This window comes from Streptomyces sp. NPDC037421 (genome assembly GCF_055602105.1).
The window spans coordinates 133,797-157,601 of record NZ_JBVJWV010000010.1; the positions used below are offsets into that span (position 1 = coordinate 133,797).

Sequence of the window (23,805 nt, forward strand, 5' to 3'; positions counted from 1 at the left end):
CCTGTTCCCGAGGCCCAGGGGCGCCGTTGGCCGAACCGGGGACACCGCGGGGGCGGGCCCGATCCCGCACGAACGGTGGTGCGCCGTCGGGTCGGCAGCGATGCGCAGGAGGGGCGGCCTGCGCATAAGGGGGCTGGTGCCGGTGCGGCGCCGTGTGCTTGCGTCACCGTTTCCGCACAACTGTCACCACCGTCGTCGGGGTGGGCGGGGCGGAGGCTAGGGTCGTGGTCATGGGGGACAGGCTGACGCGAGTGAAGCAGTGCAAGCAGTGCCGGCGGCCGCTCGACGAGCGCCGGTGGGCGCGTCCGAAGCGGTTCTGCAGCCGGTGGCACCGGGTGAGGTACTGGCTGGAGGAACTGGGGGAGCTCGTGCTGAGTTAGCGCCGGTCCCGATGTTCCTCGCCCCCCGGACACACCGGCACTGAGCGCCGGAGTTGGCCAGGCGGGCCAGGCATCGGGTATCGCGCTCATTCACAGGCGCGCATGCGCGAGGTGCGGGAGAGGCGGGGCCGCCCCTCGCCCGCGCGGCGCGAACAGGGAGCGCTGGAGGCTGCCTGGTGGATCAACGGGGCGTCGGGCCGAGTCTCCTCACCTCACCTGGGGTGCGTCGGCCTAACGTGGTCTCGGTTCAGGTCCGTCGTGCAGAGTGGAGCATCGCCTTGAACAGTGGGCCCTTCCGAGTCCCCGACCTGTCGGACCGCCCGCACCGTCTCGTCATCGAGCGGGAGATGCGGGCGGACCCGCACACCCTTTACCTGGCGTGGACGCAGCAGTTCGACCGCTGGTTCGCCGCTCCTGGTGCGGTGCTGATGACCCCGCGGGTGGATGTGCCGTTCTTCTTCGAGACCGAGTACGCGACGGAAGCGGGCCTGCCCAAGACCCGGCACCCGCACTATGGCCGCTTCCTGCGGCTGGAGCCCGACCGGCTGGTCGAACTGACCTGGGTGACCGGCCGGGGAGGCACGGCGGGGGCGGAGACGGTGGTCACGGTCGAGCTCACCCCGCACGGGGACGGGACGCTCCTGAAACTCACCCACGCCGGGTTCTACGACGACCTCGCACGCAGGGGGACCGAAGCCGCCTGGAAGAACGCGGTGCTCCCGCACCAGGACCAGATCCTCGCGGGCCGGTCAGAGACACCGTAGGCCGCCATGGCGCCCCGTGGACGCCGAGTTCGGCGGGGGGCGGGGGCTTCGAGTTGGGCGGTGCCGAGTCGGTCGTGGCGTCGGCGCTGGTTGGCGAGCGAGCCGGATCCCGGCGCGGTGGGCGGTTCCGTCTGGGAGACGCTCGACGCGGGTTCGCCCGGGAATGCCGCCGCCTTCCCGGGCGATGTACTGCTCAAGGGCGTGGACGCATGCGGGAGACTGCGTGCTCCAGAGTGCGCCGGCCTGTTGGATCGCCGGCCCGGTTGCGGCGCACACCCCGATTCCACTCGTTCCAATGCCGGAAGAGGGGCGACGCTGCCCTTTGTGTGTCGGCCGCTCGGCCCGGCCGGCCGGGATTGCTCTGCACCGGGAACGCTGCTCGGCGATGGATCGAGCAGCCGTACGCTGGCGAGCCCGTCGTGCTCAGATGCGGGAGCCGTCGAGGACGAGGTCGACCAGGCGCGGGGCCAGGGCTTCTTCGAGGGGTTCGCCGGTGAGGAGGACTCTGGCGAGGAGGGGGCCCGTGATGGCTTCCACGACGAGGTGCGGGTCGGTGTCGGCGGCCAGTTCGCCGCGGTCGATGCCGCGCTGAACGAGTGTTTCGGCGCGTTGGAGCCGAGCCTGCCAGTACGCGCGCCGCCCCTCCTCCAGTGCGCCTGCCTCGCGGACCGTCCCCAGGAGCAGCAGCGCGGCGCCGGCGGGTGTGGCAAAGAAACGGATCAGCGCCGTGAACAGCTCGCGCAGGTCCTCGCGGACCGCACCGGTGTCGGGTGTGGGCAGGGCCTGCTCGGTGTGCGTGGCGAGCGCGTCGAAGATCAGGTTCTCACGGGTCTTCCAGCGTCGGTAGACGGAGGTCTCGTGGACCCCGGCCGCGCGCGCGACGGAGGCGACGGTGGTGGCTGCCAGCCCCTGAGAGGTGAGCAGGTCGACCGTGGCGGCAAGGACGGCCTGCCGCATCCGTTCCCCGCGCCGCCTCAGCGGCGGTGCTTCCTGCCCGCCTGGCACCTCGTCGCTCGTCACCCGCCCACACTATCGCAAGTTTCCTTGCGATATGAAGCGGTCGCGGCTACGTTGGAAAGCAAGTCAACTTGCGTTAGGTCGCGGGTCAGCCCCCGGGGCCCGGCCAGACCATGCCAGGCCTTGCCTCCCAAGCGCCCCGGGCATCGCCACGCCGGCCCGTCCCGGGCCCGCCATGCCTCAGACCGGAATGGATCACCCCGCAATGGAACTCATGCGTGCCGCTCGCCTGCACATTCCCTCGCGCACCCTGACCGTCGAAGAGATCCCCGTTCCCACCCCCGGCTCCGGCCAGGTGCTGGTCAAGGTGGAGGCCGCCGGCGTCTGCCTGTCCGACGTGCACCTCATCGACGGCACACTCACCCCGGCCCACCTGGCGGGCGACACCGTCACCCTGGGACACGAGGTCGCCGGCACCATCGCCGAGTGCGGGCCGGACGCCGCCGGCTGGACCGTGGGCCGACGGGTCGTCCTGCAGGCGGGCGAGGTGCACGACGGCCGGGTCCTGACGCGGGGCGTCGACTACGACGGCGGCTGGGCCTCGTACGCCCTCGCCTCCGTCGAGACCCTCGTCGCCCTGCCCGAGGCGATCCCGTTCGAGCAGGGCGCGATCATCCCGGACGCCGTCTCCACCCCGTGGGGCGCCATCACCACGACCGCGGACATACGCCCGGCCCAGGCCGTCGGGGTGTGGGGCGTCGGCGGTCTCGGGGTCCACGCCGTCCAGCTGCTGCGCGCCCTCGGCGCCTGCCCGATCGTCGCAGTGGACCCCGCCCCGGCCGCCCGCCGGCGCGCACTCGACTTCGGAGCCGACCTGGCGCTGGACCCGGCCGACCCCAGCCTGCGCGACCGGGTCCTGGCCGCCACCGGCGGCCGCGCCCTGGAGGCCGCATTCGACTTCGCCGGAGTCACCGCAGTACGGGAGCAGGCCCTGAGCATGCTCGGACCCAAGGGACGCCTCGTCCTGGTCGGCCTGACCGACCAGCCGCTGACCGTCACCGACGGCACCCTCTTCAGCTACCTCCAGCACCGGATCCTCGGCCACTACGGATCCGCGGAGGACGCCGTGGCGCAGCTGATAGCCCTTGCCGAAGGGGGCAGGCTGGACTTCTCCCGCTCCGTCACCGACGTTCTCCTGCTCGCCGACGCGGCCAAGGCGGTCGAGCGGCTGCGCACCAAAGAAGGCGATCCCATCCGCCTCGTCCTGCGCCCCTGACCTCCGCCAACAGCCAGGGCGAGTCTGGTTCTGGTGGTCCGAAGAGGCCGGTGAGGGGTGATGGTGGTGGCGGGCCGCGGCTGGCTCCGCAGCCGTGCATTCCTTGACCTGAAGCAGGATTGAGGTTCTAGAGTGGCGCTTAGTTGATCATCTGATGACGGGAAGACACGCCCATGATCCTCGTGACCGGAGCCACCGGAAACATAGGCAGCGCCCTGCTGAAGGAGCTGCACTCGCGCGGTGTCGGGCCGCTGAGGGGGCTCACCCGTGATGCCGCGCGGGCCGTCTTTCCCGATGGGGTCGAGGCCGTGGAGGGCGACTTCGCAGAGCCGGCGTCGTTGAAGCCCGCGCTTCGAGGGGTGCGTTCGCTGTTCCTTGTGTCACGTCTGGGCTCGGACGCCGACATACTCGAAGCCGCCCGGCAGGCGGGTGTGGAGCATGTCGTGCTGGTGTCGTCCATCACCGTCCAGACCCACCCGCACCTCGGCCCCGCAGGCGAGAACCTGGCGGTGGAGCAACTGCTCAAGGCGAGCGGCATGGCCTGGACGGTCCTGCGGCCGACGCAGTTCGCCTCGAACGCCCTGATGTGGGCGGCTTCCATCCGTGGCCACGAGACCGTCCACGCGCCGTACGCCGAGACCGCGCTGCCGACCATCCACCCTGCGGACATCGCGGCGGTGGCACGGGTGGCACTGACCGAGCCCGGCCACCACGGGCGCACGTATGCCCTGACCGGTCCAGAGCCGGTGACCGCCCGACAGCAGGTCGAGGCCATCGCGGCAGCACTGGGGCGGGAGGTTTCCTTCGCCGAGATCAGCCGCCGGCAGGCCCACGCCCAGATGGCCGCGGTCTTCGGCGCCGAGGCCGCGGACGCGGTGCTCGACGTCACGGGCGGAGACGTGAACGACGAGCTGCTGACGGTGCGCGACACGGTTGCACGGATCACCGGAACGCCCGCCCGCCCCTTCCGGCAGTGGGCTTCGGAGAACGCCAACGCCTTCCGCTGAACCACCTTGGCCTGAGCACGTTCATCCGTACCCAGGTGCGCGCTTTTACGAGCCGACACCCGTGTGAAAACCCTGCGGGTCACTCGGTATAGGACACCCCCTGTCCTGTGCGGAGGACATGCTTCCGCTAGGACCTCTCAAGGCGGGCTGTCCGCCCCTGAGGAGCTCCGCCTCTTCCGTTCGCGTTCCCCTCTCAAGGAGTCCTCGTGAAGCCTCCCGCCATTGCCCCGTGCCTGGGTGTGTCCGACACCCAGGCGACCGTCGACTTCTACGAGAAGCTCGGCTTCACCGCTCTGCCCGCCGGCAATGACCCGGACGACGACCTGCGCATCCTGCTCTTCGACGGCGAGTTCGCGCTGATGGTCTACCGGGACGAGCACCTGCGCGGCTGGCTGCCCGTTCTGAAGGACACCCCGGTCGGAGCGTTCGGCATGTTCTACCTGGCCGTCGACGATTTCGACGCCTACGTCGAGCGGATCCGGCCGCTGGTCACGATCCAGAAGGACGTGATGGAGCACCACGGGGACAAGCTCTTCTACTTCACCGACCCCAACGGCTACGTCATCGGCGTCAACCAGAAGCGGACCCGGTGACCACCACGGCGAAGAACACCGGCAACGCTGCCGCGGGCATGGTGAAGTGCGCATCCTTCTGGGGCCATGACGGAAAGGCGCTCGCCGCCTTCTACGCCGCAGTCCTCGACGAAGTCGCCGCCTACGGCCACCGAATCGCTGACTCAGGTCACTGGACGAGTCATTCCGAATGATCAGTGGCCGTGGGTGATCAGCGATCGTGTGATGGGCTGGTCGGTCTTGTGGCTGTGCCGGCGCCGTCCTGCGGGTGGTAGAGCTCTTGGGCGCGGGCCAGGTCGACAGGACCGTCCTCGTGCAGGTGCAGGAAGAAGCCCAGCTGCCACGCCTGCGCACTGCCGGCCTGGCGGTTGGTGGTGGTCACCCAGGGCGGGTAGACGCGGAAGGCTCGTTTCCCACCGGAACCGTTCGCTGATACGACACCGTGTTGGCGGAGAGCGTCCATGGGAAAGACGAACTGGCCGAAGTGGTGATGGTCGCGGGTGCTGATGACGAAGAGGTCGACGGGGTCCGTGGCGTCGAAGGGCTGGATGGGCCCGGCCGGTGACCTCGTCCAGACGGTGACGAACTGGCCGACCTTGGTGGGGGTCGTCCTGGCTGCGCGGAACCGGATGGAGAGGCCGTCGAGAGTGAACTCGTGGGCGGCGTAAGCGGCACCCTCGGCTTCGGGCACTGGCTGCGAGCAGGTGAACCCGCAGGGGTCGTAGATGAGCGCCTTCGCCGCGATGAGATCTCCGTGGGCCGGGGTGGTCAACCACGGTCCGGGGTGGAGATCGGATGAGTGCTCGCGGTTCGTCGTCATTCATCCGCCCTGTCACGGTTGCTTGGACGTAGTCAGCTCGGCTTGGGGGACGTCGCTCTTGTCGAGGCAATCCGAATGCTGATGGTGTGTTCGGGAACGCAGACAGGGCGTCCGAGATCGTCGTGGACGAACGACTAAACGCCCTGCTGACGGCACTGTACGTGAAGATCGATGACGAGATCGGAGGCACCTGATGGCCGGGTCGGCCCCGGCGGCTGACGGATTCCGAGCTCGTCACCCTTGCCGTCGCACAGACACGGTTGGGCTTTACCTCGGAGTCGCGCTGGCTGCGGTTCGTGGACTCTCGACAGCCGGGTGTGAACAAGCGGCTGCGGGCAGCGTCGCCGCCGGCCAGGAAGGCGATACGGCCGCTTGCCGCGAGCAATGCTCGGAACCTGTGGATCGGCCCGGGGTGGGGTGCCTCGTGGGATGTGGGGGGCGTACCTTCCCGGGTGATCGACTCAAGGTCACCGAGTAGGCCCGCGTTGTAGCGCGGGCTGGGAAGGCACGCCCGTGCTCAGCGTAGTCAACGAAGGCGGCACCACCGAGAGCGGTACTTTTCTGATCGACGAGATCGTCCGGGAAGGCGCGAGGCGGATGCTGGCCGCCGCCCTTGAGGCCGAGGTCGAGCAGTACATAGCCGAACTCGCCAGCGAGCGGGACGAGGCCGGGCGTCGGCTGGTGGTCCGCAACGGCCGTCACCGGCCCCGGTCGGTTGCCACGGCCGCGGGACCGGTCGAGGCGGCCGCGCCGCGCGTGAACGACAAGCGCGTCGACGCGGCCGACGGCATCCACCCCAAGATCCGCCTGTCCCAGACCCATTCCTGCCTGCTGGTCTTGATGGGCGTCCGCGTGGACGGCACCAAGGAACTCATCGCGATCGCCGAGGGCCTGCGGGAGTCCACCGAATCCTGGGCGGATCTGCTGCGGGACTGCCGCCGGCGCGGCATGCGGGATCCGATGCTCGTGGTCGGAGACGGAGCGATGGGCCTGTGGAGGGCGCCGGCGGAGGTGTTTCCGCAGGCCAGGCACCAGCGGTGCTGGGTTCACAAAACCCGCAATGTCATGAACGCACTGCCGAAATCCGCGCAGCCCGGAGCGAAGAAGGCGCTCCAGGAGATCTACAACGCCGAGGACCGTGCGCACGCCGAGAAGGCGGTCACCGCGTTCGAGAAGACGTACGGCGCGAAGTGGTCCAAGGCCACAGCGAAGATCACCGGCGAGGTCGACGAGCTGCTGGCGTTCTACGACTTCCCCGCCGAACACTGGATCCACCTACGGACCACGAACCCCATCGAGTCGACCTTCAGCACGGTCAAGCTGCGGACCAAGGTCACCCGCGGGGCCGGCAGCCCCGCCGCCGCCCTCGCGATGGTCTTCAAGCTCGTCGAGTCCGCCCAGGCCCGCCGGCGCGCGGTCACCGCACCCCACCTCGTCGCCCTCGTCCGATCCGGCGCCCGCTTCGAGAACGGTGTCCTCATTGAAGGCGGCGAGGTCGCGGCATGACCTGACGTGTGCGGTCCACGGGAAGGCGCTTCACAGTCGGTCACTTGCTGGCGAGAGCCGCGATGAACGGCTCCCGGACAGCAGGGTCACACCAGGCCTCCTCCAGTGCCCGTTTCTCCGCGTCCGCGTCCGCGTTGACGGCAACGACATGGTCGGTTCCAGGCCCGCAAGCCAGTCGCATGGAGTTGGCCCCGTCCCAACTCGGACTTGTGGGAAATGTGATGTCAATCGTGATCCGACGCGAGCCGATGCCAACCGTCAGGTAACGGTGAACGTCCCACAAGCCCTCCAGAGGAACTGCACCGGCGACCTGCGGACCATAGCTTCGCGTGGCCTGCCCGGGCGTGCACCGGTAGACGCGATGGACCAATCGCGGCTCTGTCTCGGGCCACCGCTCAGCCATCAACGCGGCCAGCAAGGCGTGCTTCGTGGAACAGGTCCCCCGCCACTCGGCAAGTGCCCCCTCGGCACTCCGGACCTTTGGCCGCCCGTACGGCATCAGGTGCACTGCGCCGACGACGTCGGTAATGGACGCGCTCCGCGACAGGCTCGTACGATTTATCAGCGTCTCGAACATGCCGGTCTGTCTACCGGTCAGTGAACTCCCACGCAAGGAAGCAAGCTAGGCGCAGCCCTACTCAGACTGATCCACAAGTCTTGACAGTTTCTCGCTTGCCGCCGATACGGACTTCTGGTCCGACGGCCACTGGATCGTCGCCGCCGCGATCTGGCACAACCGCGAGACCGGCCAGACCGTCACGCGGTCCTTGATCGCTTACGACCGCTGATCACATCGGAATGACTCGTCCAGGACCGGTCCGCTTCATCAGGAACGCATATGTTCTTCCATCGGCGTTCATGGGAGGCTGGCGGCCATGACCTCAGCAGCCGGACGGAACACCCCCGCGCAGGACCTCTTAGCGGGTCTCGTCTTCCTTGCCTTCGGCGCGGCGATCGTCTTCGTCGGATTCCAGCTCAAGGGTTCGCCTGCCGACTGCGGCGGCGAGACGATGTCGGCCGGCGACACCTGCGTCAGCTACTCAGGCGGCCATCAGACCGGAAGCAAGAACCTGGACGAGCAGAAGTCCGACAATTCGACCGGCGCAAACATGGCGTTCGTCATCGGAGGGCTCGTGATGCTCGGCAGCGCCTGGTCGAGCGTCGGGGCCCTTGGCCGCATGAGCCGTTCGGCTCGCTGACCGCCCACTTCCCCAGTGCCGCATCAGGCAACGTTCGCCCCGTCGACTACCGCGCGGAGGCGTTCGTCGGCTGCGTGCTTGTTCCGCCAGACGATGCAGCGGCGGATCCTGCTGCCCTGCTGCCCTGCTGCCCCGCTGCTCTGTAAGCGAACGCGAGGTTGTCGGCCTTGGCCCCGGTCGCCTACCCCCGACAGCAGCACCATCTGCGCGCGGCGACAGGTCACCACCGAGCCGGATCCACGGCGAATGGTCCTCAGCAGCCGCCGGCCCTCGTCGTCATCGATCTCGCGCAAGCGCACCCGTTCTGCCACGCGCAGACGTTGGCGGCTGCGTGCCCTCATGCCGGGCGGGTGCCCTGCTCTCGCAGGGCCGCTTCCAGCCGGGTGACGTCCTCGGTGTCCTTCCTGCGACGAGGCCGACCCGGGACCCAGACCGGCATCATCTGCTTGATCTCGATCTGGGCGTGGGGACTGATGATCCGGCACCGCAGTGTCCCGATACGGCCAACAGAAGCATCGAGCATGCCCTCCGGCCATATCTCCCCGGCCCAGGGGCCGCCGGCGACCACAATGCGCCCGAACCCGTCCTTGCTCACGAGGGCGAAGCTGCTCTCCACGCCCTCCTTGCAGAAATCGAGCTGCTGATCGGCAGGCGGCCCGGACAGCGGCTCATAGCCGGAACGAAGCAGGCCGTCGGTCAGAGCAGAGGCATCCTCCGCCCAGGCGAACCAGTCGATGTCCACATGGTCACGCGTGACCTCCCCGATGAAGAAGTCCATGGCCCAACCCCCGCGGAGCCACACCTCCACACCAAGGGCCTTCGCGATCTCCACCGTCTCGCCGATCAGCCGAAGCTGCCGAGCACTGCGCTCTCTGTCCACAGCCGAGCAGACTATGCGTCAATCCTGACCGCAGCAGCTCGATTTCCGGCTGCAAGAACGGGCGAACGTTGCCTGATGCGGCACCACTTCCCACCGCGTCGCCCACCGGTCCGCCACGCGCTCACGGAAGCGGCCGGTGAGCCCCTTCCCGGCGGACGGCCTGCCGTTCCCGCAGCCTTTCACGGTGCTCCGGCTCGGCCCGCACGAGCGCCCCCGCCGGCCGGAGCAGCGCCAGGCCCTCCCGCTCGGCCTCCTCGCCGCCCCAGCCACCGCTCGCGCGACCGGTCAGGAATCGAGAAGCCCCGGCCGCCGCCCGACCCCTACCGTGATGGTCATGGCAACCACCGCTTCCACCGCAGCCCACACGTCCCTCGCGTCCGTCACCCTTGAGGTGGCCGACCCCGAGACCGCCCACCGCTTCTACACCGCTTTCGGTGTGGACACCTACATCCGTCTGCGGGCGTCCGAGGCCCACTCGACCGGATTCCGCGGCTTCACACTGGGGCTCACGGTGTCCAACCCGGCCACTGTCGACGGCTTCTTCGCCGCCGCCGTGGACGCCGGCGCCACGGTCCTCAAGCCCACCGCGAAGTCGCTGTGGGGCTACAGCGGCGTCGTCCAGGCCCCGGACGGGACGATCTGGAAGATCGCGACCGCGGCGAAGAAGGACACCGGCCCCGACACCCGCGAGATCGACGACATCGTCCTGCTGCTCGGCGTCGAGGCCGTGAAGGCCACCAGGCAGTTCTACGTCGACCGGGGCCTGACCGTGACCAAGAGCTTCGGCGGCAAGTACACCGAGTTCGCCCCCGGCACCGCCGGCACCGTCAAGCTGGCCCTCTACAAGCGCCGCGCCCTGGCCAAGGACCTCGGCGTCCCGGTCGACGGCACGGGCTCGCACCGCGTCACCCTCGGCAGCACCACCGGCACGTTCACCGACCCGGACGGCTTCGCCTGGGAGGCCGCCGCGTAGTCCGCCCCACGCCGTCCTGATACACGGTCCTGACCGGCGAACACGCCGGCGATGAGAGGGGCCTCACCTGCGGGTCACGCGGTGGCCGTCGCCCGTCACGCCCCCTGGAAGGCCAGCGCCAGGGCCGGCACCCCGGTCAGGCGCTGCTTCAGCGCCCCCGCGTGGGGCGGTCGCACGGGGGCGGGAGCGCCGTCGGCCCGGTACCTCGGTGCGGTGCCCACGGGGACGGCGGTCACTTGCCGAGACTGGCGGCCCACTGGCCGCCCTTGGCCTGCCCGGCGGTCACGGTGACCTTCCCGCGGTGGCTGATCTCGACGGCGTAGAACGGCCGGTCGTCGGGCACGCCCTCGATGCTGAAGGCGAAGGTGCAGGCGCTGCTCTGGTAGGTGCCGCGCGGCAGGGCACCCGTGGCGATCACCGCGCCCTTGTCGTCGTAGACGGTGACCGACGTTCCGGTGCCGATGTCGTTGTATCCACCCCGGCCCCGGCATTCGTCGATGCCGGTGGAACCGACGTTGTCGCTGCCGACCAGGCGGAACGTTCCCGCGAACGTGAAGCTCTGTGTTTTCGGGGGCTCGGGGTCGGCGGTCGCGGCGTAGACCGCGACGGTTCCGAGGACGCCGACGACGGCGCCGGCCACCACACAGGCCGCCGGGACAAGCCACTTCCGGGGCGCCCTTGGGGGAGGGGGCGTTTCCTCGGCCTCCGGGAGGGCGGGGAGCGGCGGGGGCTGGGGGTCACTCAACGGGTACTCCTCGGGTGCGTGCCCGCATGGGGCATCAGGTCATGGGGGGTGCGAGCGGTGAGCGGCGTGCTCGAAGGCAGGGCGCGTACGCCGCCGGCAAGGGCAGCCGTCATTGCGGCGCCGGGGTCATCCGGGCCAGGCTGCGAAGGCTGCACCGTAGTCGGGGCGGGGGCTTTCCACGCCGGGGCTCTGCGCCCGCTCCACCCGCAGCCGCTGGGCGCGCCGGTCGGCGGCCTCACGACGGACCTCCGGCAGAGTACCCGCTCGACGAGACGCGGATTGCCATAGGGGCACTCTGCGTCGCCATGTGGCTGGAACCTCTCCGCCGGAGGCCGGCGGACGTTCCAGGGTTTCTCATGCCGGGACTTGGCCATGAGCATCAGCTACGCGTCAGGGAGGAGCGGCGGTACCCGTGCAGGTCCCGGCCCGTTCCGGTGCGCTCATCCAGCAGAGCTCGGGCCTGCCCGTACGAGAGGCGGGCAGCGCGGGTACTACCCGGGCATCACCTTCGCGCCGTCCAGACGATTGCGGAGGTGAGCGACGGCCCTCTGGGGTTCGCCACGCCGCACCAGGCGTTCAGCGAGTGCGATGGCACCGTCCACCGTTCCGGAACGGAGGAGCTCCTCGTCGGACCTGACGAACTCGGCCGGCTCCGCTTCGCCATCCACGGCACGGCCGCTCGCCTTCAGGACTTCGTTCTTCAAGAACGCCTGTTCCTGGTGGTCGCCGCAGTGGCGGGTGAAGTGGTCGTCGATCCAGGTGAGGGCTTCGTCGGGGCGCCCGGCATCGACGAGGATGTGGCAGAGCCGGTGGATCAGCCAATCGCAGTCGCCGCCGGCATTCTCCGCCGCTGTGCGCAGCACTTCGACCGCCTCGTCGTGGCGGCGGTGCCGGGCGAGGAGTTCGGCCAGGCCGAAGGCCGCATGAGGGTCCCCCGTCCCGGCGGACTGCCCGAGCAGGGCGACCGCTTCCGGAATCCGGTCCTGGTCCTCCAGCAACTGGGCCAAGGCGGCGAGGGCGTACTCCTCGCCGCCGTCGGCCGGGAACGCGCGCAGCTCGGCCTCACGTCCGTGGCGGCCCAGAAGGCGGGCGAGCTGCTCGGCGTGGTCCGCGTACACGACACCGTCGATACAGACGTGTCTGCCCAGCAGGTGTATTGCCTCGTCGATCCGGCCTTGGAGTTCCAGGAACCTGGCATGCAGAGGGACGGTGTCCGCGGCGTCCGGGTTCCAGGACTCGAACGGGTCCGTCGGGCCGCTCCCGATACAGGGGAGCACTGCGGCGATGTCGGCGTCGTGGCCGTGGCCCGCGGCGAGCTCCACCAGTTCCTCGGCGAGCAGGAGGTCTGCGGCCCTCGGGCCGAGCAGGGCGACGACCTGGTCGAGGTGGCCCTGCCGAGCCAGTAGCCGTGCCAGGTCGCGCAGGGCGTACCGGTGCCCCGTGCCGGCGAGTGGACGCAGCAGCACGACGGCTTCGTCGTGCCGCTCCCACCCGGCGAGCAGCCGGGCGACGGCGTCGACGGCGGGCCACCAGCCGGCGGCCGCGAACGGCTCCAGCAATGCGACCGCCGTCGCCCGTCCGTCCGGGCCGGACTCGGCAGCGGCCTCGGCGAGCCGGCGGGCGCAGAACCAGTCACCGCGGGCAGCCGCCTTGCGCAGGATGCCGTGGTGGCCGTGCTCATGGAGGAGCGCGGCGACGGTGGGCGGTATCCAGCCGTCGTACGTGCGGTGGCGGTGCTCGAGGTCGACTCTGTCCATGGTCGCGAACCCTAGCCTGTGCTGCCGGCACGACCACCGCCTCCAGGCGGGCACCCCGCGGGCCCGCCGCCCCAGCGGAGAGGGGCCGATGGAGGCGGACTCCACACAGCAGGACGCGACCGGCGGGCGGTGCCCTCGACTCCGGCCGCTCGTCCTGCCCCGTCGCGTGGGTCGCCGAACGACCCCTCCGGCTGAGCACGTGGACGTCACGGCGGCCGAGGCGGCCGAGGGGGCCGAGGTGCGAGCACCTATCCCAGCCTCCACCGCCGCCAACGGCCCCGGCCGCCGGACGTGGGATCCGTGTAGGGGGTGGCGACGAACTCCGCCAGGCCCAGTACGCCCCCGGTTCGGGCGTCCAGTTCGCGGGCGACCGCGCCGCATCGATCGGTCTCCGCGCCTGTCGCCCACATGCCCAGCAACAACACGACGTCGCTGAGGAGGAAACCCTCCTGGGGGGACGGTTTGGCGCGGGAGTCCTGGACCGCCACTGGGCGGACTTTCTCGATGCCCTGCACGGTTGAGGCCGCCGATCCGGTCCGCAAGGCGTTCTTCAGGGCCTCCACACAGACGCCCAGGACCCGGGACCGCAGCCGTTCGTCAGCTGCTCCTCGGTACATACGGCTCCCCCACACCGCCGCCGACCACAACGCATCCGCGTCTCCCAGCCGGCTCGCACACTCCACAAGCCCGGCGAGCACCGCTGCGCCCACATCCCAGGTGCCGATCTCCACCGCCATGGCCGCCGCCTCACGGTAGTGACCCAGCGCGTCGGCGTCCTGCTCTCGCGACACGAGCAGCTCTGCGAGGTCGGACGCGAAACCCACGATCGAGGAGGAGACGCCCATGCTGCGGGCCTGCCCCAGACCTTGAACGACGTACCGCTCGGCGGCGGCGAGATCGTCGATCCGTGCGGTCAGCTTGTTTGTGGCGGCTCGACGGTGACGACAGGTGTCAGGCGGTCGGGGGACAGGCACGAGATCACGATCGCCGCCTCGCGCATCTGGTCGGGGCGGCACACCACGACCGTGTCGCCGACGTCGATCCCGCTTCCGCGGGCTGCGCCGAGGCTCACGCTACAGCCCGTTCAGATACGAATCGACCGGGCCGTACCGCGCCGGAGCCCCGCCATGGCGCGACGGGACGCCCTCGCCGGACCGCATCTGCTGCCGGGATGCCTCGCGCCCCTTGCGCACCAGCGAGTTGACGAGCACGGGAGTGGACACGCCTACGTAGACCGCCCCCCAGTAAGTGGTGGCGGGCATGACCAACGCCAGCACTCCCCCGAGGACCGCGAAGGCCACCGACACCACCAGGTAGAACCACGACCACGTGAAGCGCGCCGGCTCCTCTCGAATGCTGTAGAGCCGGACGATCTCCGGCGCCAGCGCCCCCACGATGCCCAGCGAGAAGACGACTGCGGAGTGCATCTCGATCACGCTAGCGGCGCTCCGTCGACCGCGGGGCCGGACACGCGGTGGTCCACCGGAAGAGACACTCCGCCGGGCCACCGAAGATCCACTCCGGAGACGCCTGGGGCGCAAGGACGATACTGACGGGGCGGAGACCATCGCCAGGCGGATGGCAAGGCGGATCTCAGCCGGTGGCGGCGGCAGCGTCGCCGAAGGCGGCCGCGAGTGCCCGCGCGATGAGGTCCGGGAGTTTCGCGCTCCCCTCGTCCTCGGCCCAGCGCGTCAGCGCCGTGTGTGTCGCGGCCAGGCAAGCGCCGGTCGCGGCGTGTGCGCGGAACTGGGCGTCGGGGTCGGTGGCGTCGGTCGCGAGGGCTTCGACGATGGCCTGTTGCAGCGCGTACTGGCTGTCCAGGTGCCGGGCGCGCAGCGCGGGAGTGGAGGTCATGAGCCGGAGGCAGTCCAGGAGGAACCGTTCGTTCACCGCCGCTTCGGCCCCCTGGCCGCCGGTCAAGGCCACCGCCGCGTCGACGAGGGCGCCGCCGATCCGGCGCACCAGGGGGTCGGTTGCCGGCGATGCGGCGACCCGCTCGGCGATGATCCGGGTGGGCTGCTCCACGAGGACGAGGTCCTCCTTGGTGGGGAAGTGCCGGTACACGGTCATTGCCGAGACGCCGGCGGCCTCGGCGACCTCGGCCACCGTCACCGTGTCGTACCCGCGGTGGGTGAACAACCGCACGGCGTGCCTCTGGATCGCGCGCCGCGTTTCGGATCGCTGTCGTTCCCGCAGGGTTGGCTGCCTTCTCTCCATGTGGTAGACACTACCATCCTGTTAGTGACTAACATTTCGATGGGGGCGGCATGGGCGGTCTGGTCGGCAGGACGGCTCTGGTGACGGGTGCGTCGCGTGGCATCGGACAGGCCATCGCGGTTCGGCTTGCGGCCGAAGGCGCCATGGTCATCGTGCACTTCGGAACGGATGAGAGCGGGGCGGCGGCAACGGTCGGGGAGATAGAGCGCGCCGGCGGGACCGCACACGCCGTCCGTGCCGAACTGGGTGGGGACGGCGACGTCGAGACGCTCTTCGCCGGTGTCGAGGCCGGCTCGGCCGGACGGCCGCTCGACATCCTCGTCAACAACGCCGCGGCCGCACCGGCCGGCCCGCTCGGCGTGACGACCCGGGCGGAGTTCGACCACCTGTTCGCGGTGAACGTGCGGGCGCCGTACTTCGTCATCGAGCACGCGCTGCCCCTGCTGCGTGACGGCGGCCGGATCATCACGGTCTCGTCGGTGGCGACCCGGATGGCCAACCCGGCCCAGACGTCCTTCGCGATGACGAAAGCCGCGCTCGAGACGATGAGCAGGACCCTCGCCAACCAGACCGGGACCCGGGGGATCACGGTGAACACGGTCGCTCCCGGCGCGACCAGGACGCCGGCCAACTCCGCGGTCTTCGACGACGTGCCGGGTCTTGCCGAACGGATCGCCGGCATGACGGCGCTCGGCCGGCTCGGCAGCCCCGGCGACGTCGCCGACGTGGTCGCCTTCCTCGCCTCGGACGACGCCCGCTGGATCACCGGCCAGGTCATCGACGCGAGTGGCGGCCTGTTCCTCGGCCCCCGCGTCTGACCGACGAGGGGGACGGCGCCCCCAGGGCCCTCACGGCATGACGCTGCCAGGGCCGCTGGAGTTCGTGCGCTCGTTCGGTTGTGGGCCGGGTTCGTTAGGCTCGCCGGCATGGAAGTCCGTACCCCGCCCGTCCTTCTCCTGTCCGCACCCCGAACCTCCACGGGCGAACTCATCGCCCGTGCAGCGGCCTGGCGCGGTCACGAGGTGACCGACCGGGCGGCGAGAGCCGAAGGGCGCAGGGTGCACTGGTACGGCGGTCCCCGTGCGGCCGCACGACTTGCCGGCCCGTTGGGCCTTGGGCTGCTCGAACCGGCCGATGACTGGCTGACGCGCGTACCGGGCCCCCTCCTGCGGCGCCGCGTACGGCTCACCACCCTCGGTGAGGCCCGTGGGCTGCGGGAGCGGGCCTTCGTGAAACCGCCATCGGCCAAGATCGACCTGCTGCCCGCCGCCGTTCACGAGGACGGGACCGGCCTGCCCGGCGGACTTGATGGTTCCACGCCGGTTCTGGTGAGCGGCGTGGTGGAGTTCATCGCGGAGTACCGGCTGTTCGTCATCGACGGCGAAGCCGTCACCGGGAGCCGCTACGCCGTCTGCGGACGCCTCGACCCGGCGCCGTTGGACGCCGAGAGCCGCGCCTTCGGCCGTACGGTCCTCGACGCCACGGCCGCCGGCCTGCCCAGCGCGGTGTGCCTGGACATCGGCCGGCTCGCCGACGGCGGCTGGGCGGTGGTCGAGGCGAACATGGCTTGGTTCGCCAACTGTTACGCCGCCGAGCCGGAACGCGTCCTCGACACTGTGCTCCGTGCCGCCGGCCCGATCGCCGCGGTCGCGAGGCGGGACCGGCCGTACCTGAGCGGGTCAGCGGCTCGGCGCTTCGGCCAGGACCCGACTCCTTCCGCCTGAAGGCTCGTCAAGCCGGCTTGTGCTTCGTCGGTCGCTTCCTGCAGCTCGATCGGTTCGTCCACCGCGTCCGGCTGTCCGACTTGCATTCCGGGATCCCAGGCGCGAAGAGCCGCCCGGCGTCGGGGAGACGCCGTTCGGGTGAGAAGTCCGGTTCGCTGCCGGTGATCGGGTGAAACGCCCCCGCGCTCCCGCGATCCGATCGTCACCAGTGTGTTGCAGGCGTGCAGGTGTCTCGCGCGCAGCGCGTTCGCGCCCGACGGTGCGGAGCGCGTCGCGACGGTCCTTCCACGCCGTGATCACCGGCTCGATCAGAGCCCACTGCGCCTCGGATAAGTCGCTGGGGTAGGGGATGCGTTCACTCACATCATCACACCAGCAGACGAGCGCCTGCGGACCTACCGATTCCGCCACGCACCCACGCCATCAGGCGACGACAGAGCCACTCAAAAGTCGCGAAACGCCCTCTGAGCGTGTGCCCGGGAAGGGATGTCCATGATGGAGAGCATGGTGAGCAGGAAGCCGCAGCGGCCGCGGCGGCAGTTCACGCCGGAGTTCAAGGTGGAGATCGTGGAGTTGTACTCCCCGGCCGACCGGCTCGCCCAGGCCCGCGCCGACGACTCCACCCGCCGCCGCAGGCGCGTGCTGGCCGCGCTCGACGACCTGACCCGCGACGGCCGGCCGATCAGCGTCTCTGCCGTCGCCCGCCTGGCCGGCGTCCACCGTAGCCTCATCTACCGCCACGGCGACCTCCACGCAACTGTGGCGGCCAGGGCCGCCCAGCCACCCAACGACACCCCGGTCCGCAGATCAGCCGGAACTCCCTGCTGACCGACTTGGCCAACCTCACCGAACGCGACACCCGCCTTGCGGGGCACGTGGCCCGCCTCGAACAACGCCTGTCCGAACTGCTGGGCCAGGACGCCTGGAGGGCCACCGGCCTCGGTGCTCCGACCGACATGCCCTTCCAAGGAAACTTGCCCATCTCGAACAGGAAGTCGGCGACTCCGCGAGCGGCCAGCCGAACACGACGAGGACCTCCAAGCCGCCCCGAGCCACCAACCGGGAACTGATGGCCCAGCTCAACAGCTCCGTGCGCCGATCCCGCTGAGCCGCAGCGCGCAACGGAGAACCCCATCCCCCCGTCTTGCGGGATCCGCCAGGAAGGTACTGGCCGATCAAAGAGACGTGAGATCCGAACCGAACGATGAGCGGACCGCTGCGACCTCGGCGCCGTAGACGCCCGATCAGACATTCATGACCGGTACGCGTGTTGGTACCTGCGAAGCCGGGGGGCGCGTATGGAGGGCAGCCCGACCAGGGTGTACTCGAAGGCGCGGTGGTGGGGCGTCAGCGAGCACCAGGGGCGCGGCGGCAAGGGATAGTCGTCGCGCAGGACGCCGTCTGGAAGCACCCCAGTCGCGGGCATCGGTGAGGTCTCGCCCGGGTGGGCGAGGTAGGCCCAGACCCCGCTGTCCAGCGGCACCACGGCCGCGTCGTCGCCGGGTGGGCACCAGGGCATGCCCGTTAGGGGGTGGCGGGGGACGATGAGGATGTCGGGACGGGGCCGGGGCGTGCGGATTCCCGGGCCGGCCAGCCCGACAGAACGGGCATCGGGCCCGGCTGGGAGGTACCGCCCGACGGCGTGGCCGAGCAGCTCTGTGACGGGGCCGGCAGGGAGGGTCACGGGGCGGTCTTCAGTGGCCGCCACGAGGTGGGCCAGCGCGACCCCGACCGCCGCCTCCCAGCGACGGCTCCACGACCCGTCGGGTTCGACGGGTGGGACGCGGTGCTCGGCGCGCTCCAGCACCTCCCAGTCGGGAGGCGGACCAGCGGGGAGCCCCGAGGGGCGGCGTACGACCGCGTCGGGCTCCAGCCACACCGTCTGCCACAGTCCGCAGTCGTCCATGCGGGTCGCCACGGCCCGCCCGCAACCCTCGCACGCCAAGTTGGGGCCGGCCCGGCCGTCCACACCCTGGCAGTAGCCCTCGCACTTCTCGGGTATCAGGGCCGTGGACCGGGAGTCGCCGGGGGCGATGACGATCCTGTTCCGCGCGCCGAAGGAGACGGAGTACACCGGCGCGTACACGCCCTGCCGGGCAGCCGCGTCCTCTCCGACCTCCTCCCACAACCGCCACGGCGGTCCAGTGGGTCGGGGATCGACGGCGTACGTCGCGGGCTCCATCAGCGGGGGATGGAGTTCCTCCCATCCCCCGTGATGGGTGTGGACCGGGAGGGCCACTCGGGACACCGGCGCCGTCAGCTCCGTGCCGCACCCGGCACACGCGAACACGTCCAAACAAGCTCCCCCTCGCCCCGGTTCCCCGGGAATTGTGCCTCGCCTATGGCGAAGGACCCACCGGATTTTCTTGGGGTAGGGCTGGTGGGCCGCGCCTACGTCGCCACATCAAGTCGCCGCCGTCCGTAACGCGTGTGCGTGCACCGCAGCGGCCCTGAGCAGAGGCACTGACCACGACATCCGTGAGGACTTCTACCGCTCGTTCTTCGAGAAGCCCGACAGAAAGCACGTGGTGCAGGCACGCCTTGCGGCCGTCGGCGGTGCCATGGGTGGTCTCCTTCTCGGTGACCGGGTGGCCGTCGGAGGCGCCCTTCACGCGAGCGCAGAAGTCGTTCTGGACCCAGATTGTTGCTGCTTTCCTGGCGTGTCTCACATTCCTCAACTCCCGTTGGTAGGACGTGGGGTTAGCAGTTGATGAGCGTCGCGTCGCGGACCTACCGTGCCGACGCATGTTGGTGCACTTCTTCTCTGCCGAGGGCTGGCAGTCCTGGGGGCTCGATGGCGAGCCGTTGATCCCCGAGCGGATGCCGGTGCTGTTCGACGACGACTTCCTGTTCGAGGACGAGGGCGGCTCGCGGGCGACGCGGGCGGTGAACACCTGGCTTCGTACGCTGCCGTCGAGTGGGGCGCCGTCGCCGAATTCGTGGCGGGCGTACGCGCTGGCGGCGAGGGACTGGCTGATGCATCTGCGGCGGCACCGTGTCGCGGTGTTCGGTACGCGGCGGGAGTTGGTGGCCGTGCTTGGTACGTACGCGGACCGCCGGCTGTCGGGGCCGTTGGGCGAGAGGCTGGAGTCCTCGTCGTGGGAGCTGCAGGTCACAGCGCTGAGCCGGTTCTACGACTGGGCTGAGGACGAGGGTCTGGCTTCTGCGGTGCCGTTCACGGTGGGCACCGGCAGGCGGACGGTCGAGGGCCGGCTGGTGGAGACGGGGCGGAACCGGGCCCGGCTGCGGCGGCCGAAGCCGCACGTGAGGGTGCAGTACCTGGAGTCGGACTTCGCCAGTCTGTTTCGTCACGGTCTGGCCGGGCTGGGGCCGGACGGCTTGGAGGACGCGAGGTTCCGCGGCCGGTTCCCGGGCCGGGATGCGGAGCCGGGAGTTCTCCTGCCTGCTGGTCCATGAGGTTCCGCCGCTGCCCGCCGAGCCGACCGACGTGCCGATCCCGTGGGTGGTTCCGGAGCTGGCGGCCAAGGGGCGGAAGTACCGCACGACGTGGATCGACTACGCCTCGCTGGCGGCGGTGCACTCCTACATCGCCCTGGACAGGGAGATGTCGCAAGGATCGTGGCGGCCCAGGAGGCCGCTGGTGGTGGAGGAGGCGGACTTCCACGGCGGCCGGGTCAACGGCCGGCGCACACGCTGGGCGGCGCTTCGGCCGGAGGAACGGCTGCGGCTGGTCGGACCGGCGGGCGGCTCGCTGCTGCTGGCGCTGAGCTACGACGGGCGGCCCTTCGTGGACTGGGGCACGCTGTTTCGCCGCACGGCTGCCCGCAGGGCCGGGAGCCGACTCCCTCATGGCCGCATTCCGCGCCGTCGAAGGCGAGCTCGCCGACCACGAGCCGGGTCCGGCGAAGGTCGTCACCGATCGGCAGATCGAACTGCTGCTGAAGAAGAAGGCGTCGGTGTTGCACCTGTCCGCGGCGAACTACTGCTGGTTCGAGGACCCGGCGAAGGCCCTGTGTCTCAAGCTAGCCGGCACCCGCTCCGCGGTGGCTCCGCTGACCGGCCTGTGTGACAGTTCCCGCTGCCCGCAGGCCACCCACCATCTCTCTCACCGCTCCGTCTGGCAGACCTCGGCAGACAACGGCGCCGTTCTGCTGGCCAGTCCCCGGATCCCGTCACAGGAGAAGGACCGGCTGCGAGCCGAACACGAGCGGTCGATGCGGGTTCTCGAAGAGATCGACACGGCAGCAGCCGGAAAGGCTGGATGACATGGCACTGAGCCCGCAGCAGCGCGACCAGGTCGAACGGCGCGTCCGCGCGGCCATCGACCGGCTGCTGGCCGGGCAGCTCCCGCCCGGCGGCGCCTGCGACGTCAAGACGCTCGCCCGTGAGGCGGGCATCTCCCGCGCGTCCCTCTACCGGACCTGGGGCCACCTCAAGGACGAGTTCGAGAAGCGAAGGGCAGCCGCCTCGGCGGCAGGCCAGCAGCCCGACCCACGCGAGGCCCGCATCGCACGGCTGCGGGACCTCAACCAGCGGATCACCGGCAAACTTGCCCGCGCCCACACCGAATTCACCCAGCTCAAGGAGCGCCACCAGCTCCTCCTGTCGGTTTTGGCCGCCAAGGACGACGAAGTCCAGAGGCTTCGCCGCCAGCTCAGTACACCCGTCGCGGTCCCCGATCAAAGGCAGGGGGACGGCGCCACAGGCGTCGTCCCCCTGCCCCGCCGCTGATGTCACACCGGCGTGATCAGCAGAGCTGAGCTCAGTCGTTATAGCCATGCACGTCGAGCATGAACTCGTCGCCGTGGACCTGGACCCCGAATCGAGTGAGCTTCGCGCAGACCTGGCAGTCCTCCATGTATTCCTGATCGCCCACCGACAGGTCGACCGTTATCTCGATCACTTCCTCGCAGTAGGGGCAGCTATAGAATGCAGTTTCGAGCGCCATTGCATCCTCCACAGTAGTTGTGCCACTTCGTTGGACAGCTTGCTGTCCCGGACCCCGGATGATCTTAGGATCGAGACCGGCGCAGCGAACGAGAAGCACCAACAAACCAACCGCAGGCAGTCATCCAGCCTCGCAGCCACGGCGAAGAAGGCGCGGGTCACAGCCAACACGGCTATGCCCACCGCCAGACCAGGCAAGGACATCCGCAGCGACAGAACGACCCAGACCAACGTCAGCGTCACGCCTATCACCAGGTGGTACTGGGCAACATGGCGCAGGCACGAACCCCAGCCCCGCCGAGGGCTGACACACTCGGCGATCTCTTCCTCCGTCGGCGCCGCCTTCCCCGCGGCCGGATGGTCGGTCAAGGCGGCCCACCACGGTTGGCATACCTGACTGGCTGTTGTCGTGTCCCAGTCGTCCTCGAAACCCCGTACGCCCCCTCGCTCCGCCCGGTCAGCCAGCCGGGACGGAGTCAATCCCCGCCCGGCCGGACCGCAACTACGATCCGGCCATCGCACAAGGGGCTATTGGCTGCTCGGGGTCTGGTGCTGACCGTGCCCTGGGTTTCGTGAGGGCTGCCGGACCAGGGAGGCTGGAACCTGCACCTGCTCTGCTGTACCGATGTTCCCCAAGGCAGTGCTCCCGGGGGCCTGTTCGGCCGCAACTTTCACGACGGATTCGTTCACGGTTTCCGGCGGCATCCAGCTGTCCGCCTGTTTGAGGTATTTCCTGTAGGCAGCCTTGCGTAGGTATGCGCCCGGAAGATCCAGCATACGCAATTTGTTGGGCAGCATCATGAGGAAGACCTCATACGCCGCATTCGCCTCCCGGTGAATGGTGGCCTTCGCACTCGTCAAAGCAGGGGGAATTGTGGCCATTTCCCAAAGTGTAGGGCACCTCGGTCCCGATGTCGGGCAGAGATGTTGCTTGCGGCAATGCACTCATCATTTGATGAGAAAATAAACATACGATCCACCTGGGGTGTGGCTGCAGATCCGTCAACATCGCAGGGACGTCTTGAATATTGAATTCCTCATCGGGCCACTGCCTTGGCGATTCCGATTCCGAATCGGGAGCGGATGCCTACCCGTGGGAACTGCCGATGGTGGGGCACTGCTGATGCCGCTCGACAGTGTTGAGGTAGTGCAGGGTGTCGAGCGGCTGGTCGGTGAAGAAACGGCACATCAGATCGGCCAGTTCCAAATCGCGTTCAATCTGCACGAGATGGTCCGATTCCTTGATGGTGGTGAACCGGGCCCCCAGCGTCCTCGCTACGGTCCGTCCCACGGCGGGTGGGGTGATGGTGTCGTGCTCACCGGTGAAGACGAGTACGGGGAGTTCGGGACGAGGGCCGGGAACGCTCCAGGGATGCGCCAGGAGACGCTCGTGGTGCACGATGTCCATGGAAAGCTCACGCTGGGTCAGGTTCGCGAAGCGCTGCTTCATCAAGCGTGCCACTGCCGACTTGCGCCGTACGTGCCCATGGCCCTGTGGAGCCATGAACTGGTCGACCATGTCCTGCGCCATGTCGTCGAACAGGCCGTCGTCAACCTGCTGGCGCCAACGCCGGGCGGATGCAACGTACTCGGGGGACACCTGGAGCGCGGTGCCGCCCAGCATGAGGCGGGCGATCGCGTGCGGGTGCCTTTGCGCGCAGCGCAAAGCGATGGCGGCGCCGAAGCACGCTCCGAACATGTTCACCGGCCCGAGCGACAGTTCTTCGATCGTGCGCGCGACCGCATCGCTCAGGAAATCCATGCCGTGCTCGGCCGGCAGCGGATCGGCATCGCCATAACCAGGAAGTTCCAAAGTGGTCACGCTGGAGTGGGGTAGTAGCGCCTTCTCGTAGCGCAGCCAGGAGAAACGATCCTGGGAGGAGCCGCCGAGAAGCACGATCGGATGGGTGTCGGGGGTCGCCCGCTGTGCTGTCCGGGCGACGAAACGGAAGCCTTCGAAATGCAGGTGATGCTCCTGCACGTGGGGCTGGGCGTCTTGGATCACCCTGCCTCTATACAGCCCGGCCCGACTGCCGCGACATCCCCGGCAGGCAGAACCCCCCCCTTTGAGTGAGAGTCGAGGTATTCCGTCCTTCGACCGGAACTCCGCGATACCTTGT

The 23,805-nt window shown here is 69.5% G+C and carries 29 protein-coding genes and 4 pseudogenes; 15 read left to right on the forward strand and 18 right to left on the reverse strand.

The annotated features are described in order from the left end of the window. Positions 1-658: 658 nt before the first annotated feature. Positions 659-1,144 carry an SRPBCC family protein gene (locus ACZ7IF_RS17400; RefSeq protein ID WP_470971921.1) on the forward strand — a complete coding sequence of 162 codons (486 nt, stop codon included), beginning with the start codon at positions 659-661 and terminating at the stop codon, positions 1,142-1,144. 423 nt (positions 1,145-1,567) lie between these two features. Here ACZ7IF_RS17400 and ACZ7IF_RS17405 read toward each other — a convergent pair whose 3' ends face one another. Then, complete coding sequence (locus tag ACZ7IF_RS17405) at positions 1,568-2,164, reverse strand: TetR-like C-terminal domain-containing protein (protein WP_470971923.1); 597 nt, start codon at positions 2,162-2,164, stop codon at positions 1,568-1,570. A 202-nt stretch (positions 2,165-2,366) separates the two neighbouring features. Here ACZ7IF_RS17405 and ACZ7IF_RS17410 point away from each other — a divergent pair, with 202 nt between their 5' ends. The 4 genes from ACZ7IF_RS17410 to ACZ7IF_RS17425 all read left to right on the forward strand — a co-directional run bounded on the left by ACZ7IF_RS17410 (position 2,367) and on the right by ACZ7IF_RS17425 (position 5,150). Then, complete coding sequence (locus tag ACZ7IF_RS17410; protein ID WP_470971925.1) at positions 2,367-3,377, forward strand: zinc-binding dehydrogenase; 1,011 nt, start codon at positions 2,367-2,369, stop codon at positions 3,375-3,377. A 173-nt stretch (positions 3,378-3,550) separates the two neighbouring features. Further along, positions 3,551-4,384 (forward strand): NAD(P)H-binding protein, encoded by an 834-nt coding sequence (locus tag ACZ7IF_RS17415; RefSeq protein ID WP_470971928.1) that lies wholly within the window; start codon positions 3,551-3,553, stop codon positions 4,382-4,384. A gap of 206 nt (positions 4,385-4,590) precedes the next feature. Further along, positions 4,591-4,977 carry a VOC family protein gene (locus ACZ7IF_RS17420; RefSeq protein ID WP_470971931.1) on the forward strand — a complete coding sequence of 129 codons (387 nt, stop codon included), beginning with the start codon at positions 4,591-4,593 and terminating at the stop codon, positions 4,975-4,977. Beyond that, entirely contained in the window at positions 4,974-5,150 is a 177-nt protein-coding gene (locus ACZ7IF_RS17425; RefSeq protein ID WP_470971933.1) for a hypothetical protein, read from the forward strand. The genes ACZ7IF_RS17420 and ACZ7IF_RS17425 overlap by 4 nt, the downstream gene beginning before the upstream one ends. A 17-nt stretch (positions 5,151-5,167) precedes the next feature. On the opposite strand, the gene ACZ7IF_RS17430 is transcribed toward ACZ7IF_RS17425, so the two are convergent. After that, positions 5,168-5,776, reverse strand: a complete 609-nt coding sequence (locus tag ACZ7IF_RS17430) for a MepB family protein (RefSeq protein WP_470971935.1) — start codon at positions 5,774-5,776, stop codon at positions 5,168-5,170. A gap of 122 nt (positions 5,777-5,898) precedes the next feature. Between ACZ7IF_RS17430 and ACZ7IF_RS17435 the strand changes: the two are divergent. Then, a pseudogene (locus tag ACZ7IF_RS17435) lies at positions 5,899-6,192 on the forward strand (IS982 family transposase); the annotation flags it as partial. A 97-nt stretch (positions 6,193-6,289) separates the two neighbouring features. Beyond that, the gene (locus ACZ7IF_RS17440; protein WP_470971937.1) at positions 6,290-7,282 is read left to right on the forward strand and encodes an IS256 family transposase; all 993 of its coding nucleotides are present in this window, start codon (positions 6,290-6,292) and stop codon (positions 7,280-7,282) included. A gap of 40 nt (positions 7,283-7,322) precedes the next feature. On the opposite strand, the gene ACZ7IF_RS17445 is transcribed toward ACZ7IF_RS17440, so the two are convergent. Continuing rightward, complete coding sequence (locus tag ACZ7IF_RS17445; protein ID WP_470971940.1) at positions 7,323-7,859, reverse strand: hypothetical protein; 537 nt, start codon at positions 7,857-7,859, stop codon at positions 7,323-7,325. Positions 7,860-8,157: 298 nt separating this feature from the next. Here ACZ7IF_RS17445 and ACZ7IF_RS17450 point away from each other — a divergent pair, with 298 nt between their 5' ends. Further along, positions 8,158-8,481: a hypothetical protein gene (locus ACZ7IF_RS17450; protein ID WP_470971942.1), complete on the forward strand. Its 324-nt coding sequence runs from the start codon at positions 8,158-8,160 to the stop codon at positions 8,479-8,481. A gap of 188 nt (positions 8,482-8,669) precedes the next feature. On the opposite strand, the pseudogene ACZ7IF_RS17455 reads toward ACZ7IF_RS17450, so the two are convergent. Then, a pseudogene (locus ACZ7IF_RS17455) lies at positions 8,670-8,792 on the reverse strand (IS630 family transposase); the annotation flags it as partial. A 26-nt stretch (positions 8,793-8,818) separates the two neighbouring features. Beyond that, complete coding sequence (locus ACZ7IF_RS17460) at positions 8,819-9,361, reverse strand: nucleotidyltransferase domain-containing protein (protein ID WP_470971945.1); 543 nt, start codon at positions 9,359-9,361, stop codon at positions 8,819-8,821. Between the two features lie 334 nt (positions 9,362-9,695). Here ACZ7IF_RS17460 and ACZ7IF_RS17465 point away from each other — a divergent pair, with 334 nt between their 5' ends. Next, positions 9,696-10,334 carry a glyoxalase gene (locus tag ACZ7IF_RS17465; protein WP_470971947.1) on the forward strand — a complete coding sequence of 213 codons (639 nt, stop codon included), beginning with the start codon at positions 9,696-9,698 and terminating at the stop codon, positions 10,332-10,334. 95 nt (positions 10,335-10,429) lie between these two features. Here ACZ7IF_RS17465 and ACZ7IF_RS17470 read toward each other — a convergent pair whose 3' ends face one another. The 8 genes and pseudogenes from ACZ7IF_RS17470 to ACZ7IF_RS17505 all read right to left on the reverse strand — a co-directional run bounded on the left by ACZ7IF_RS17470 (position 10,430) and on the right by ACZ7IF_RS17505 (position 14,981). Beyond that, positions 10,430-10,570 carry a hypothetical protein gene (locus tag ACZ7IF_RS17470; protein WP_470971950.1) on the reverse strand — a complete coding sequence of 47 codons (141 nt, stop codon included), beginning with the start codon at positions 10,568-10,570 and terminating at the stop codon, positions 10,430-10,432. Continuing rightward, positions 10,567-11,079, reverse strand: coding sequence for a hypothetical protein (locus ACZ7IF_RS17475; RefSeq protein ID WP_470971954.1), 513 nt, complete (start codon positions 11,077-11,079; stop codon positions 10,567-10,569). The genes ACZ7IF_RS17470 and ACZ7IF_RS17475 overlap by 4 nt, the downstream gene beginning before the upstream one ends. Before the next feature lie 332 nt (positions 11,080-11,411). Continuing rightward, a pseudogene (locus ACZ7IF_RS17480) lies at positions 11,412-11,581 on the reverse strand (site-specific integrase); the annotation flags it as partial. After that, positions 11,571-12,836, reverse strand: coding sequence for a tetratricopeptide repeat protein (locus ACZ7IF_RS17485; protein WP_470971957.1), 1,266 nt, complete (start codon positions 12,834-12,836; stop codon positions 11,571-11,573). The gene ACZ7IF_RS17485 and the pseudogene ACZ7IF_RS17480, both read right to left, overlap by 11 nt. Before the next feature lie 248 nt (positions 12,837-13,084). Continuing rightward, positions 13,085-13,681 carry a hypothetical protein gene (locus ACZ7IF_RS17490; RefSeq protein WP_470971959.1) on the reverse strand — a complete coding sequence of 199 codons (597 nt, stop codon included), beginning with the start codon at positions 13,679-13,681 and terminating at the stop codon, positions 13,085-13,087. Positions 13,682-13,749: 68 nt separating this feature from the next. After that, entirely contained in the window at positions 13,750-13,908 is a 159-nt protein-coding gene (locus ACZ7IF_RS17495) for a hypothetical protein (RefSeq protein ID WP_470971961.1), read from the reverse strand. Position 13,909: 1 nt separating this feature from the next. Continuing rightward, the gene (locus ACZ7IF_RS17500) at positions 13,910-14,263 is read right to left on the reverse strand and encodes a hypothetical protein (protein WP_470971963.1); all 354 of its coding nucleotides are present in this window, start codon (positions 14,261-14,263) and stop codon (positions 13,910-13,912) included. Between the two features lie 166 nt (positions 14,264-14,429). Continuing rightward, on the reverse strand, positions 14,430-14,981 hold the full coding sequence (locus ACZ7IF_RS17505; RefSeq protein WP_470971965.1) for a TetR/AcrR family transcriptional regulator: 552 nt from the start codon (positions 14,979-14,981) through the stop codon (positions 14,430-14,432). Between the two features lie 122 nt (positions 14,982-15,103). Here ACZ7IF_RS17505 and ACZ7IF_RS17510 point away from each other — a divergent pair, with 122 nt between their 5' ends. Both ACZ7IF_RS17510 and ACZ7IF_RS17515 read left to right on the forward strand, forming a co-directional pair. After that, positions 15,104-15,871 (forward strand): SDR family oxidoreductase, encoded by a 768-nt coding sequence (locus tag ACZ7IF_RS17510; protein ID WP_470971967.1) that lies wholly within the window; start codon positions 15,104-15,106, stop codon positions 15,869-15,871. Between the two features lie 108 nt (positions 15,872-15,979). After that, entirely contained in the window at positions 15,980-16,777 is a 798-nt protein-coding gene (locus ACZ7IF_RS17515; protein WP_470971969.1) for an ATP-grasp domain-containing protein, read from the forward strand. Positions 16,778-17,026: 249 nt separating this feature from the next. Here ACZ7IF_RS17515 and ACZ7IF_RS17520 read toward each other — a convergent pair. After that, positions 17,027-17,140, reverse strand: a pseudogene (locus ACZ7IF_RS17520) (IS5/IS1182 family transposase); the annotation flags it as partial. A 141-nt stretch (positions 17,141-17,281) separates the two neighbouring features. Here ACZ7IF_RS17520 and ACZ7IF_RS17525 point away from each other — a divergent pair. After that, a complete protein-coding gene (locus ACZ7IF_RS17525) occupies positions 17,282-17,605 on the forward strand; it encodes a transposase (protein ID WP_470971971.1) in 324 nt (107 codons plus the stop codon). A gap of 424 nt (positions 17,606-18,029) precedes the next feature. Here the strand turns inward: ACZ7IF_RS17525 and ACZ7IF_RS17530 are convergent, their stop codons facing one another. Beyond that, on the reverse strand, positions 18,030-18,959 hold the full coding sequence (locus ACZ7IF_RS17530) for a hypothetical protein (RefSeq protein WP_470971973.1): 930 nt from the start codon (positions 18,957-18,959) through the stop codon (positions 18,030-18,032). A gap of 563 nt (positions 18,960-19,522) precedes the next feature. Between ACZ7IF_RS17530 and ACZ7IF_RS17535 the strand changes: the two genes are divergently transcribed. The 3 genes from ACZ7IF_RS17535 to ACZ7IF_RS17545 all read left to right on the forward strand — a co-directional run bounded on the left by ACZ7IF_RS17535 (position 19,523) and on the right by ACZ7IF_RS17545 (position 21,469). Next, positions 19,523-20,194, forward strand: a complete 672-nt coding sequence (locus ACZ7IF_RS17535; RefSeq protein ID WP_470971975.1) for a hypothetical protein — start codon at positions 19,523-19,525, stop codon at positions 20,192-20,194. Positions 20,195-20,586: 392 nt separating this feature from the next. After that, entirely contained in the window at positions 20,587-21,003 is a 417-nt protein-coding gene (locus tag ACZ7IF_RS17540; RefSeq protein WP_470971977.1) for a hypothetical protein, read from the forward strand. A 1-nt stretch (position 21,004) separates the two neighbouring features. Then, complete coding sequence (locus ACZ7IF_RS17545; protein ID WP_470971979.1) at positions 21,005-21,469, forward strand: hypothetical protein; 465 nt, start codon at positions 21,005-21,007, stop codon at positions 21,467-21,469. 31 nt (positions 21,470-21,500) lie between these two features. Here ACZ7IF_RS17545 and ACZ7IF_RS17550 read toward each other — a convergent pair whose 3' ends face one another. The 3 genes from ACZ7IF_RS17550 to ACZ7IF_RS17560 all read right to left on the reverse strand — a co-directional run bounded on the left by ACZ7IF_RS17550 (position 21,501) and on the right by ACZ7IF_RS17560 (position 23,690). Further along, positions 21,501-21,686, reverse strand: coding sequence for a CPXCG motif-containing cysteine-rich protein (locus ACZ7IF_RS17550; protein WP_470971981.1), 186 nt, complete (start codon positions 21,684-21,686; stop codon positions 21,501-21,503). Between the two features lie 527 nt (positions 21,687-22,213). Beyond that, the gene (locus ACZ7IF_RS17555; protein WP_470971983.1) at positions 22,214-22,567 is read right to left on the reverse strand and encodes a hypothetical protein; all 354 of its coding nucleotides are present in this window, start codon (positions 22,565-22,567) and stop codon (positions 22,214-22,216) included. Positions 22,568-22,772: 205 nt separating this feature from the next. After that, positions 22,773-23,690 carry an alpha/beta fold hydrolase gene (locus ACZ7IF_RS17560; RefSeq protein WP_470971985.1) on the reverse strand — a complete coding sequence of 306 codons (918 nt, stop codon included), beginning with the start codon at positions 23,688-23,690 and terminating at the stop codon, positions 22,773-22,775. Between the last annotated feature and the right edge of the window lie 115 nt (positions 23,691-23,805).